We start from the raw sequence: 12,701 nt of genomic DNA on the forward strand, positions 1-12,701 counted from the left end.
AACGGGAGCAAGCTCCCTCGCCACAGGTTATTTTTTACCCTTTCTACGTCTTAACTGACTGGCATTAGGCAGGGCAGGGTATTTGTAGTGAGGTGGCCGCCTTAGAACGTTGTACGGAGACCGAACTGCACGCTTCTGCCCGGTGCCGGCGCGATATCCCGCAGGATCGAGCTGGCATAGCGCACCGTCTGGTTGGTCAGGTTTTCACCGTTCACAAACGCCAGCCACTGGCTGCCCCCCATGTTAAAGCGATAACCCGCGCTCGCGCCCAGGGTGGTATAGCCATCGGTGCCGCTCTCGTTATCGGGCACACGGCCTTGGCCGGCGGCATGTTCCACGTCGATGCGCGCCTGCCAGCGGTCGAGTTCCCACAGCAAGCCGCTGTTCAAGCGTAACGGTGCAATGCGCGGCAGGGCTTCGCCAGTATCGAGGTTGGTGGCGCGGGTGTAGTCGCCCGACAGTTCCAAGGCGAATTTGCCGTAGGCGCCTTCGCCAAGCTTCCAGTGATCCTGGGCTTCGAAGCCGGCGAAACGTGCACGCACGCCGGAGTATTCGTACTCAGGGATACCGGCTGCGTCCTCTTCACCTTCATCGTTCAATGTGCGACCGGTGCCCAGCAAGCCGATGTAATTGGAGAAGCGGCTGTAGAACACGCCGAAGCTGCCCTTGTGGGTGCCGGTGTCAAAGCGCAGTGCCAGGTCGCTGGACACGGCTTTTTCTTTTTTCAGGTTGGCATCGCCCAATTCGTAAGTGCCGGTGGCGACGTGGGCGCCGTTGGCATACAGCTCGTAGAAGGTCGGCGCGCGCTCGGTGTAGCCCAGGGTCGCGGCCAGGGACCAAATTGGCGTAAGGGTGTACACGGCGCCCGATGACAGGCTGCCGGCGGTGAAGGTGTTGGACCGATCAGCATTGACGAAACGCGCATTGCCCTTGGCATCCGGGTCGACGCTGGTGTGTTCCAGGCGCCCGCCGAGGCTGAGTTTCAGGCGCTCGGTGGCTTGCATTTCCTCAAGGATAAACAGTGCGCCGGCATTGGTATCGGTCTGCGGCACGAAGGCTTCTTCGCCGAGGGCCGAGAACTCGTTGCGGGTCACTTGTGCGCCGACCACGCCGTCGAACGGGCCGATCGGCTGGTGGCGCGCTTCAACCCGCGCTTCATAACCTTTGTTTTTGAAGATCGTGCCGGTTTCGCCGCCTTCGATTTCGCGGTGCTCGTAGTCGGTATAGCCCGCGTCGAGTTTCAGCGAGGTAAACGGGCCTTGCAGGTTGCGGATCTCCGACGCGAAAGCGTAGTGATCCTGCTGCATGCGAATGCGTACATCCTGCTCGGCGGGGGAGCCGTAGTTGGCGTCGTAGTTGCTGTAGGACAACCCGGCATATCCGTCGTCCCAGGTGTAGGAACCGCCCACGGCGCCGCCGTCCTGGCGCCCATCACTGTTGCCCAGGCGGCCATTTTTTCCGGGCGCGTCGTCGGTTGCCGGGGCGTGTCGGCTGCGGGCCTGGCCAGGGATCTTAAGGTCGTTGAATTCCCGCGCATTGGCATCCAGGTGCAAGGCGAACGTGCCGTTACCGGCTTCCAGTCTGCCGGCGCTGCTGCGGGTGGTGTCGGCGCCGCCGTAGCGCAACTCACCGGCACCGTGGATGCCTTCGATGGCCTCGGTGGGGATGCGGTTGTCGAAGGTGTTGACCACCCCACCGATGGCGCTGCCGCCGTACAACAGGGCCGCGGGACCGCGCACGATTTCGATGCGGTCGACGTTGACCGGGTCCAGCGGCACCGCATGGTCGTAGGACAGCGACGACGCATCCAGCGCACCGACGCCATTGCGCAGGATGCGAATGCGGTCGCCATCCTGACCACGAATGATCGGTCGGCTGGCACCTGGGCCGAAGTACGACGACGACACGCCTGGCTGCTTGTTGAGGGTTTCGCCGAGGCTGCCTTTTTGTTGCAGGGTCAGGTCATCGCCTTCGAGCACGGTGGTGGGCGAGGCGAGTTGTTCGCTGCCCAGCGGGTTGCCGGTGATGACTTGGGGTTGCAGTTCAAGGGCCTGGGCTTCGGAGCAGATCAGCAGGGCGGCAGCGAGCGGGGACAAGCGCCACAGAGAAGAGAGGGACATCGGACATTCCTTGGCAAAACGGGGAAAAGATTTGATATTTATCGTTACAATATAACATCTCTTTTTCGCTGGGAGCGGGAACTTTTTATAACCGGGCAGGCGGGTGATAAGGTGTGCACCTTCGTGACCCTTTTTTCATAGGCCTGGCATGACCGCGACAAGCAACGACCCCCTCCATGGCGTGACCCTGCAACACGTCCTCACCACGCTGGTGGAACACTACGAATGGGAAGGCCTGGCCGAGCGCATTGATATCCGCTGCTTCAAGAGCGATCCGAGCATCAAATCGAGCCTTACGTTCCTGCGCAAAACCCCATGGGCCCGGGAGAAAGTCGAAGGGTTGTACGTGAAGCTGATGCGCACCAAACGCCCGTTGGATTGATCCCATGAAGCGGTTCGTGGCGGCAGCGGCATTGGCCGGCTGGGCAGGGTTGGTGATTCAGCAATACCTGATTTTCTATTCGCGCTGGACATCTGGCGCCAGCCTGCTCGGCGGGCTGATCAACTTTTTCAGTTTCTTCACCGTACTCACCAACACCCTGGCGGTGGTGGTGTTGAGCTATGCCTGGGTGAATCGCGACTCAGCGGCGAAGCGGTTTTTTCTCGCGCCAAGGGTCAGCAGTGGCATTGCTGTGAGCATCGTTGTGGTCAGCCTGGCCTACAACCTGCTGCTACGGCATTTGTGGAGCCCTTCAGGCTTTCAATTCATTGCTGATGAATTGCTGCATGACGTGATGCCGGTGCTGTTTTTGATCTACTGGTGGCGGTGTGTGCCCAAGGGCCATTTGCGCTTCAGGCACATCGGCGCCTGGGTGATCTACCCGTTGGTGTACTTCGCCTACGCGCTGCTGCGTGGGGACTTGCTCGGGCAGTATCAGTACCCGTTCATTGATGTGAGCACCCTGGGTTATCCACAGGTGTTTGTGAATGCCGGGGGGATTCTGTTGGGGTTTGTGTTGATCGCGCTGGCGGTGGTGGGGCTGGATAGGCTCATCAAGCCCCGCACCTGACTTACTCTTCTTCGCTGCCCTCGGCCCGCCAGTAACCGACGGCCTTGAGGAATTCCTCGTTGACCTTGTGCGTGTCCAGCAACACACGTCGTACCTGGCGCGACAGCTTGGTTTCGGTTGCGACAAAGCTGTACAGCGAACCGGCCGGCAGGCTCAGGTTGCGCACTGTTTCGAGCAGGTCATCCTGGCCGCGCACCACCCATTTCACCTGCACGTCGGCGGCACTCTGCAGGGCTTGGCGCTCTGCTTCATTGGCGATCTCAATCACCGCCAGCACCGTGCGCCCGGCCGGGAGTTCTTCCAGGCGGCGCGCGATGGCGGGCAGGGCGGTTTCATCGCCGATCAGCAGGTAGCTGTCGAAGATATCCGGCACGATCATCGAGCCCCGTGGCCCGCCGATATACAGGTGTTGGCCGACCTGCACCTGCTCGGCCCAAGTGGACGCAGGGCCATCGCCGTGCAGCACAAAGTCGATATCCAGCTCACCCGCGTCCAGGTCAAAGCGCCGGGGTGTGTAGTCGCGCATGGCCGGTTGCGGGCCTTCGCCTTTGATGCTGAAGGTCGGGCTTTCCAGCGCCGCTTGTTCAGCGGCGTTTTGCGGGAACAGCAGCTTGATGTGATCGTCGCTACCCAGGCTGACAAAGCCCGCCAGCTCAGGGCCGCCGAGTGTGATGCGGCGCATGCGCGGGGTGAGATCAACCACCCGCAGCACTTGTAGGCGGCGACGCTTGATCTCGTGGGTAACGCGATGGATGGCTTGCGTATTCATTGGTCTTTCCCGTCGGCAATGGCTTGAGCGGTACCGTTGAGCAGCGCCGCGACACGAATGATTTCTTCCGGGCTCCAGCGCCCGTGGTGCGAATGCAGGGCGTGACGCAGGTTGTGCACCGCCTCATGGATTTGCGGTGGACGGTCGTGGCCGCGCAGTGAGCGTTTGCTCACATCGATGCGCATGCGGATGCCGTCGAGGGCAACTGCCTGTTCGCTTAAGAAGAGACGACCGGCGTCGGTGATTGTGTAGCGTTTTTTTCCACCAGCGGCATCGCCAGCGATCAATTCGCTTTCTTCAAGAAAGGTCAGGGTGGGGTAAATCACGCCGGGGCTGGGGGTGTAGGCGCCGTCGAACAGGCTTTCGATCCGGCGAATCAAGTCGTAGCCGTGGCACGGTTGCTCGGCGATCAGCGCCGGCAACAGCAGTTTCAGATCGCCGGGGGCAAACACCCGGGGGCCGCGACCGCGGCCGCCGCGGGGGTCAAAACTGTCGCGTGGGTGAGGATGGTCTCGCATGGTAGGAGCCTCTGTGTGTGTCTAGATATAACGTAAGATATATCTTAGATTTCACGCAAGGGCGCCCGACGGACGGTCCGCGTGCCGCCACGGTGTTTTGCACTATTTAGGGGGTCTGCCTAAGTAAACAGTGTTGTTTTTTTGAATATGTAATCCTATTCTTACGGACTCTTCGCAACTAAAGAATTCTCGTTTAGTTCAATGTAATCCCTTTCTTACAGTCGTTCTTAAAGTTTTGGCAAATTGCCATAATTTTCCTATGTGTCTTGGTGTAACAAGGCCACGAGATTCAGGGAAAAAGACGGCTTACTTGCTCGTGCTCGCAGCGGAAACTTGTCGGGTGTCGAACGGCTCCTGATTTGCAATGCAAATAGTTGGAAAAAAATCGGCGCTTTTAATAGGTCCTCGCACAACTGCGTCAGGATTTCTAACGATGATTATTGATAGGTGAGTACTTGCAAATGAAATCTAAAATGAAAGCTGCGCTGTTCTCTGTCGGGCTGTTGGCTGCTTCGATGTCCGTTGCTAATGCGGCGGATGGAACCATTACCTTTACCGGCTCGGTGCACTCGGGTGCTTGCTCTATCAAGCCTGAATCCGTCGATCAGACTGTTCCCCTGGGTTCGATCGCAAAGCATCAGTTGCAAGATGGCGGTAAGTCCAATGCGCGCCCTGTGACCATCGAACTGGAAGGCTGCGATTTGACCGGCCTCACCGATAACACCGTGACCACCACCTTCACCGGCGCACCCTCCAGCGCTGTTCCGGGGGCAATCGGTACCGTGGGTGGCGCGGGCGGCGTGGGCATCATGATGACGCACGGTGGTCGACCTGTTCAGCTGGGTGTCGCGACCACCCCGCAGGCCATTTCCGTCGGTGATAACACGTTGGAGTTTGGTGCTTATGTACAAGGCGCCGCCACGGGCACGATCGTCCCGGGTGATTTCAGCGCGGTCACCAACTTTACCTTGGCTTATCAGTAAGTTTTTCCCCCGCCACCGAGGGTGGCGGGGGGACGCTGACGGGAGGTCCAGGTGAAAACATTCATAAGTCTCGCTATTGCCTCTTTATTGACGATCACCAGCGCCCCTGGCGCGCAAGCGTCTTCGCAAGGCGAAGGGGTTGTCACGCTGGGCGGCGTGGTCGTTGACTCAGCCTGCGGGCTGGAAGCGGGCACTGCCGATCAGACGATCGTGATGCCCCCCGAACCCGTGGGCCGGCTTTTGCGATTGGCAAGGGGCGCACCCCACCCCTTCCAGTTACGTCTCGTCAATTGCTCATTGAGTCGCGAGGACCCCTTGCGCCCAGGTGTACCGCTGCCTGATTGGCAGCATCTGCGGGTGACGTTCGACGGGCCCAGCGATAGGGACGGGCGCTCCTTTGCCGTGTCGGGTGGCTCACAGGGGGTCGCTTTCCATATTGAGGATGCTGCGGGTCAAGAGAGTGTGCCGGGTCAGCCGATGGCGCTGCTGCCGATAGTGGAGGGCGATATGACACTCCACTACAGGCTTTACCTGGTGGGTAACGGACTACCGCTGGTGGTGGGATCTCACGGTGCCGCAGTGCGATTCAAGTTGGAATACTTCTGAACAGTGATGGGTTGTTTTCATGTTGAATACGTCGAAGGTGAAAAGTGCACTCCGCCCAAGCCTTTTTGGCGGGTTGATGTCACTGGCAGGCACTGTATTGGGTGCCGGAGATATAGAGTTTAATACCGACGTTCTTGATCTTAATGATCGCACGAATATCGACTTGTCTCAGTTTGCGCGCAGCGGCTTTATTCTGCCTGGCACTTACTCGATGGTGGTGCAGATCAATACTCAGGCCATTGCGGAACAATCGGTGGCGTTTTATCCCCCCGATGATGATCCCAAAGGGAGCCAGGCCTGTTTATCACCCGAATTGGTAGAACAGTTGGGCCTGAAAACGTCCGGTGCCGCCAAACTGACTTGGTGGAACGGCGGACGCTGCCTGGATATCACAGGCTTGCCGGGTATGGAGGTGAGTGGAGATTTAGCCACTTCTACGCTGAACATCAGTCTTCCCCAAGCCTACCTTGAGTACAGCGCTATCAATTGGGATCCGCCCTCCCGCTGGGACGAGGGCGTGCCGGGCTTGTTGGTTGACTACAACATGACGGCGCAGTCGAGTTATCAAAAGGATGAGCGCAACCGTAATAACTTCAGTGGGAACGGAACACTCGGTGCCAATGCCGGGCCGTGGCGCCTGAGAGCTGATTGGCAGGGGCGCGTCGAGAGCGGCCGCGAGCGGTCCTACAAGGATCAAAAGCTGGAGTGGAGCCGTTACTACGCTTACCGCGCGGTGCCTGCGTTGAAGGCGCGTTTGGTGGTGGGCGAGGACTATCTGTATTCGGACCTGTTCGACAGTTTCCGTTTTACCGGGGCCTCGCTCAATTCGGATGAAAGCCAGTTGCCGCCTAACTTGCGCGGCTATGCACCTGAAGTGGTCGGGGTGGCCAAGACCAACGCGAAAGTCGTCATCAGCCAGAAGGGACGCGTGTTGTACGAAACCCTGGTGGCGGCAGGGCCGTTTCGCATTCAAGACCTGCGGGATGCAGTATCCGGCACGTTGGATGTGCGGGTGGAGGAACAGGATGGTTCGGTGCGCAGCTTCCAGATCGACACGGCGGGTGTTCCTTACCTGACGCGTCCCGGGCAAGTGCGTTACAAGCTGGCGACTGGGCGGCCGTCCAACCTTCAGTACGGCGCTGACGGAGATTTTTTCGGCACGGGAGAGTTCTCTTGGGGGGTCAGTAATGGCTGGTCCCTGTTTGGCGGCGGCATGACGGATAACAACTACCGGGCGGTTTCCGTGGGTGCGGGTCGCGACCTGCTGGCATTCGGGGCCATATCGTTGGACGTGACGCAGTCTCGCGCAGAGCTCTGGAACGAGACGCTCTCGGGAAAATCGTACCGCCTTCAATACTCCAAGCACTTTGAACAATACGACAGCCAAGTCACCTTCGCGGGCTACCGGTTTTCCGAGAAGAACTTTTTGAGTATGAGTGAATACCTGGATGCTCGTCATTACGGGTTGAACGGCGAACTCAGCAGTCGTAGCGAACTCACCGACGGCTGGAAGCCGATTGGCGGCAGCAAGGCGCTGTATACCGCGACGGTTAACAAGCAGTTCCGGGACCTGGGGGCCACTGTTTACGCCAGTTACAGTAAACAAACGTACTGGGAGCGGCCGGCCACTCAGCGCTGGAACGTGTCGGTGTCACGCTACTTCAGCGTGGGCTCCGTCAAGAATATGAGCCTGTCCCTGAACCTGTACCGCAGTCAGGAATACAGCCATAAAGATAACGGCGTAGCGCTGACCGTCAGTCTGCCGTTGGGACGCAGCGGCACGCTGTCGCTGGATGCCAATAGAGCTGCGGGTGAGAACAACTTTTCCACCCGCTACAGCGATCGCTTCGATGAGCGCAACAGCTACCAGCTCAGTGCCGGCGACACGTCCGCCAGTGGTTATTTGAGTCATATCGGTGACCAGGCGGACATTGATCTCAGTGTCAGCACCCAAGAGGGCAATTACAGCAGCCTCGGTGTGTCTGCGCGCGGCGGTGGCACGCTCACGCCTTACGGTGGGGCACTGCATCGTTCCAGCAGTACCGGCGGAACCCGTTTGATGGTCGACACCGGCGGTGTGCCCGATGTGCCTGTGCGGGCTTACGGCACTCCGACCCGCACTAACGCCTTCGGCAAGGCAGTCATCTCCGACATCGGCAGCTATCAGCGCACGGCGGCCAGTGTTGACCTGGAGAACTTGCCTGGCAACGTCGAAGCCACTCAATCAGTGACGCAACTGACGCTCACCGAGGGCGCTATTGGTTACCGGTCGCTGGAGGTGATTGCCGGTGAGAAGGCCATGGCTGTTCTTCGCCTGCAGGACGGCAGTTCACCCCCCTTCGGCGCGACGGTGAAGAACCTCAAGCAGCAGGACACCGGCATCGTCAACGACGGCGGCAATGTCTACCTGAGCGGTATACAGGCCGGCAAACAGATGATCGTCAGTTGGGGCGGTAGCGAGCAATGCGTCCTTACGCTCCCGGCCATTTTGCCCGCGGATGCGTTGACCAACGCCCTCGAACTGAGCTGCCAGAGCGTCGCCACTGATCAATCCTTGCCCGAGCCAGCAGCGCTGACCGGGAAGCCAATTAATACGGAGAACACATCCTCATGACGCTGAATACGCGCCGCCTATTCCAGGCATTCGCTCTACTGGTCCTGGGCTTGAGCCAGAGCACTAACGCCGCGGTGGGCCTGGATCGGACCCGAGTGATTTTTGACGGCGGCAAAGAGGCCACCAGTGTGAACATCACCAACAACAATACCCAGCTTCCGTATTTGGCCCAGGGCTGGATCGAGGATGAAGACGGCAAAAAAATCACCACGCCCTTGATCGTACTGCCACCGGTTCAACGCTTGGAGCCTGGCAAGCAAAGCCAGGTGAAGGTTCAGGCATTGCCGGCGGCCAAGATGTTGCCGCAGGACCGGGAGACGGTTTTCTACTTCAACCTGAGGGAAATTCCGCCGCGCAGCGATAAAGCCAACACGCTGCAAATTGCGCTGCAGACCCGGATCAAATTGTTCTACCGGCCCCAAGCTATTGCCCCCAGCCAGCAAGACCTGTCCAACCCTTGGCAGGAGAAGCTGACCCTCACCCGCGAAGGCGAGCAGTACAAGGTGAATAACCCTACGCCTTACTACGTGACCCTGGTGGATGCGCGCAGCAGCAAGGACGGTAAAACCGTGCCGGGTTTTGAACCCCTGATGGTTCCGCCCAAAGGTGCGCTGGCGTTGGGCCCCACGGCCAAAGCACTCGGTACCACACCCTATTTGTCCTATGTGAATGACTACGGCGGCCGTCCGGTGCTGGCGTTCACCTGCAGTGGCGATACCTGCAAGGTGAACACCCAAGCCTCGCCGCGTAATGAGTAGCACCTGCTGCGGGAGAACATCATGAAGTCGCAACGTATAAGCGCCTGGGCCGGCCTGTTACTGGTCTTGATGGGAAGTGCGCACGCCGAGGATGAGGACATCGAAGGCATGAGCGGGAAGCTGAATATTCTCGGGTCCATGCATGAAGTTCCGTGCAGCCTGGAGATGGCATCAATGGATCAGACGATTGACCTGGGTGCCGTGTCGACGAGCCAGCTCCAGCGGCCCGGCGATCAGGCGACAGCCAAGGCATTCCAACTGCTTTTCAAGGACTGCCAACGCACCGCAGGCAGCATCCGCAATAAGCGCACCGGGAACCTGACATGGAGTGCGCATCAACCGGTGGTGACGGTCATGTTTGTCGGACTTGCCGATGCCGATGATGCACGCCTGCTCAAAGTTCAAGGCATCACCGGGATGGGCTTGCGCATGATCGATGCCCTGGGGCGGGACGTACAGCTGGGCTCAAGGGGCCAACCGTTGTTCTTGCCTGTGGGCAATAGCACGCAGACCTGGAATGTCCAACCCACGCGCACCTCCGCACCTTTGACCAGCGGGGCCTTTCGGGCCGTCGTTGATTTCAGGCTCAAATATGAGTGAGGGCAGAACAATGGCTAAGTCAAAAGGCCCGTGGGCCCTGCTTATCGGCGGCGGCTTACTGTGGGCGGTCAGTCAAGGTGTGCAGGCTGACGTCAATCTGAGCATCCGTGCGGTCATCATTGCGCCTCCGCCGTGCGTCATAAACAACGGCAGTACGCTCGATGTGCCTTTCGGCAATGACCTGCTGACGTCACGGATCGACGGGGTCAACTATCGTCGGGGCGTGCCCTATACCGTCACCTGTGACTCCCCGTTCAGCAACGCGTTGACACTGGAACTCAGGGGCACGGGGGCTTCGTTTGATGGTCGCGTGCTGTTGACCCGCAAGCCTGACCTTGGGGTAAAGCTGTTCATCAATGGCGCTGACTGGCCTCTGAATACGGCCGTGAATTTTACCTACCCCAACTTCCCGGTCGTGCAGGCGGTGCCTGTCAAGCGCGCGGGCAGCACGCTGACGGGAGGTGCATTCGATGCCGCCGCCACCCTTGTGGTCGATTACCAATGAAGAGAAGCGATCCATGACATTTCGGCAGCAGCGAGCGTTGCTCGCCTTGTGCTTCATCGGCTTTTGCAGTGGCGCGTCGGCCAACCTGACGTTCAGCGGAACACTGAATGAGCCGCCCCCTTGCACCATTAATGCGGGAACCACGATTGAAGTCGATTTTGGCGATGTCGGGGTCAAGCAGGTCGATGGTGTGAAATACCGCAGGGCACTCGGTTACCTCATTACCTGCGGCGCCGACACGCTGCCGTGGCAGCTGAAATTGAGCGTTAACGGAACACCCGCGGCTTATGACGCCTCGGCGGTGCAGACCAGCGCCGCTGACCTGGCCATTCGGATTTTTCAGAATAACGCCCCGTTCCTGCTCAATACGCCACTGGATATCGCCCTGTCGTCACCGCCGCTGTTGGAGGCCGTACCCGTCAAACGGCCAGGCGCAATCCTGGCCCCGGCAAGGTTCACGGCGGTGGCCACGCTGTTGGCCGAATACCAGTAGGAGTTGAGTCTATGCACCCTGCAATTGTTCATAAGGCTTGGCCCTGTGTCGGGCTGGCATTACTGCTCACCTTCGGCTTGATCCCCACGGGGCAGGCGGCGGACAACCTGTCCTTCAAGGGCAACCTGGTTGAAGAAGCCTGCACCCTCCGACCGGGTGACGAGGCGATCACCCTGGAGCTCTGGGACGTTACCAGCAAGCACCTCTACATCAACACGCGCACGCAGGGAAAGGGCTTCAAGGTGCACCTGGAAGACTGCGATACCAGTATTGGCAACACCGTCACCATCACGCTCGGGGGGCGAGAAAACATGGCGCTACCCGGCTTGTTCGCGCTGGATGGTGGAAGTATTGCCTCAGGCATCGGCATCGGTCTGGAGACACCGGCCAATAAGCCATTGCCCGTGAATACCGTCAGCGATGAACAGGTGCTGAGTAATGGCAGCAATGTCATTGAACTCAAGGCCTACGTGCAGGGCGAACCGAATGCCATCAAGGATCAAACCATAGGGCACGGCGCCTATAGGGTGACCTCAACGTTCACGTTGGACTACCCGTAACGCGGTACAGCGAAACTCATAGGCTGAAAAAAATAGCCTCAGACAAACTTCAACTCGCTTCTGGGCGGCTTAAACGCACGGGCTGAATGTTCGTCGTGCGGTGCCCGTTAAGTGAGCAATGAGAGATCAACATGAAACGACTATATGGAGTCTTGCTGCTTCTGGTCCTGACAGGTATTGCGACGACCGCCAGAGCAACGGATTGCCGTGTGAACGGCGGACCGTGGATATTTGTAGGCGCAGGCGGCACGCTAAACCTGCAAGTCCCCGTCACTGTTCAACTGGGTGCGGACAGAACCCGAATCATGCTGGAAGGGGTGCGGCTAGAGTGCCGGTTTTCCGGCTTTGGGGGGAGCCAACCCTGGTATACGGACTACTGGGCGACGTCGGCCAGAGTAGGACCTGCCTGGGTACCCGGTGCAAAATTTGCCAACCAAGGCACGGGCTTACGGATAAACGGAAGTTACTACAACAACCCCGTTCCGAATGGCATTCGAATGACAACCATGCCGAACAATCTCATCGGCGTCCCGGTCGATGTAACGCCCTATATTCTAGTGCGCAATGATCCTGCCAACCCTATCGACGTTCGCATCGGGGATGTGCTCGGAAGATTGAATCTCGACCAGACAAACAACTACAACTCCGGCAGTTCGGCGCTTGCGGTGACCTACACCGCCGCCAATAACTTCTCCATTTCGCCGTCAACGTGCACGATCAACAATAACAACCCGATTGACATCAACTTCGGCAACGTACACCAGAGAGCGATAGGCACCGACCCGCTGACAACGACCGTGCGCAGCGACCGTCGGCTGACTTACTCATGCCCGGACGGCGGGATTACCACGCCGATCACCATTACTTACAAAGGTACCCCCTCGACGTTCGACTCACGCCTGTTGGTGATGACCAATCCAGACGTCGGCACGGCGCTTGTTCGTGCAGGGACTGCGGTTCGTGTCGGCAGCTCCTTCCTCACCCAAATCAACAACAGTGTGGGGGGCGATGACGTGACCTTTACGCTTGTGCGACGTGCGGGGTCCTTACCGACCGCCGGGCCCATAAGCGGCAGCGGTGTGCTCGTGATGGGGGTGCCATAGCACCGCCTGAACCGCGAATAGGGACGAGTGGGATGGCGTCTGCTTAGAAACACACTGAGAGA

General features: G+C 59.0%; 14 protein-coding genes. 11 read left to right on the forward strand and 3 right to left on the reverse strand.

What is annotated here, in order from left to right:
* Positions 1-101: 101 nt before the first annotated feature.
* Positions 102-2,120: a TonB-dependent receptor gene (locus tag ACI512_RS09400; RefSeq protein WP_405121745.1), complete on the reverse strand. Its 2,019-nt coding sequence runs from the start codon at positions 2,118-2,120 to the stop codon at positions 102-104.
* A gap of 148 nt (positions 2,121-2,268) precedes the next feature.
* On the opposite strand from ACI512_RS09400, the gene ACI512_RS09405 reads away from it, so the two are divergent.
* Together ACI512_RS09405 and ACI512_RS09410 are read left to right on the forward strand one after the other, a co-directional pair.
* Complete coding sequence (locus ACI512_RS09405) at positions 2,269-2,502, forward strand: VF530 family DNA-binding protein (protein WP_012722427.1); 234 nt, start codon at positions 2,269-2,271, stop codon at positions 2,500-2,502.
* Positions 2,503-2,506: 4 nt separating this feature from the next.
* Positions 2,507-3,130, forward strand: coding sequence for a Pr6Pr family membrane protein (locus ACI512_RS09410; RefSeq protein WP_064054862.1), 624 nt, complete (start codon positions 2,507-2,509; stop codon positions 3,128-3,130).
* Position 3,131: 1 nt separating this feature from the next.
* Here the strand turns inward: ACI512_RS09410 and ACI512_RS09415 are convergent, their stop codons facing one another.
* Together ACI512_RS09415 and ACI512_RS09420 are read right to left on the reverse strand one after the other, a co-directional pair.
* Positions 3,132-3,899: a siderophore-interacting protein gene (locus ACI512_RS09415; protein WP_093542041.1), complete on the reverse strand. Its 768-nt coding sequence runs from the start codon at positions 3,897-3,899 to the stop codon at positions 3,132-3,134.
* On the reverse strand, positions 3,896-4,417 hold the full coding sequence (locus tag ACI512_RS09420; protein WP_012722430.1) for a PadR family transcriptional regulator: 522 nt from the start codon (positions 4,415-4,417) through the stop codon (positions 3,896-3,898). Before ACI512_RS09420 ends, ACI512_RS09415 begins: the two co-directional genes overlap by 4 nt.
* A gap of 473 nt (positions 4,418-4,890) precedes the next feature.
* On the opposite strand from ACI512_RS09420, the gene ACI512_RS09425 reads away from it, so the two are divergent.
* The 9 genes from ACI512_RS09425 to ACI512_RS09465 all read left to right on the forward strand — a co-directional run bounded on the left by ACI512_RS09425 (position 4,891) and on the right by ACI512_RS09465 (position 12,639).
* Positions 4,891-5,400, forward strand: coding sequence for a fimbrial protein (locus ACI512_RS09425; protein WP_064054865.1), 510 nt, complete (start codon positions 4,891-4,893; stop codon positions 5,398-5,400).
* 51 nt (positions 5,401-5,451) lie between these two features.
* Positions 5,452-6,006, forward strand: coding sequence for a fimbrial protein (locus tag ACI512_RS09430; protein ID WP_405121746.1), 555 nt, complete (start codon positions 5,452-5,454; stop codon positions 6,004-6,006).
* A gap of 19 nt (positions 6,007-6,025) precedes the next feature.
* On the forward strand, positions 6,026-8,620 hold the full coding sequence (locus tag ACI512_RS09435) for an outer membrane usher protein (RefSeq protein ID WP_156521576.1): 2,595 nt from the start codon (positions 6,026-6,028) through the stop codon (positions 8,618-8,620).
* On the forward strand, positions 8,617-9,378 hold the full coding sequence (locus ACI512_RS09440; RefSeq protein WP_064054867.1) for a fimbria/pilus periplasmic chaperone: 762 nt from the start codon (positions 8,617-8,619) through the stop codon (positions 9,376-9,378). Before ACI512_RS09435 ends, ACI512_RS09440 begins: the two co-directional genes overlap by 4 nt.
* Positions 9,379-9,399: 21 nt before the next feature.
* Positions 9,400-9,978, forward strand: coding sequence for a fimbrial protein (locus ACI512_RS09445; RefSeq protein WP_405121747.1), 579 nt, complete (start codon positions 9,400-9,402; stop codon positions 9,976-9,978).
* A gap of 10 nt (positions 9,979-9,988) precedes the next feature.
* Positions 9,989-10,483 carry a fimbrial protein gene (locus ACI512_RS09450; RefSeq protein WP_064054868.1) on the forward strand — a complete coding sequence of 165 codons (495 nt, stop codon included), beginning with the start codon at positions 9,989-9,991 and terminating at the stop codon, positions 10,481-10,483.
* A gap of 13 nt (positions 10,484-10,496) precedes the next feature.
* Entirely contained in the window at positions 10,497-10,976 is a 480-nt protein-coding gene (locus ACI512_RS09455) for a fimbrial protein (protein ID WP_012722437.1), read from the forward strand.
* A gap of 11 nt (positions 10,977-10,987) precedes the next feature.
* Entirely contained in the window at positions 10,988-11,536 is a 549-nt protein-coding gene (locus ACI512_RS09460) for a fimbrial protein (RefSeq protein ID WP_012722438.1), read from the forward strand.
* Positions 11,537-11,667: 131 nt separating this feature from the next.
* Positions 11,668-12,639 (forward strand): fimbrial protein, encoded by a 972-nt coding sequence (locus ACI512_RS09465; RefSeq protein WP_236380713.1) that lies wholly within the window; start codon positions 11,668-11,670, stop codon positions 12,637-12,639.
* Positions 12,640-12,701: the final 62 nt, after the last annotated feature.

The sequence above is a fragment of the Pseudomonas petroselini genome, from assembly GCF_045037875.1.
In the GTDB taxonomy this organism is placed as follows: Bacteria; Pseudomonadota; Gammaproteobacteria; order Pseudomonadales; family Pseudomonadaceae; genus Aquipseudomonas; species Aquipseudomonas petroselini.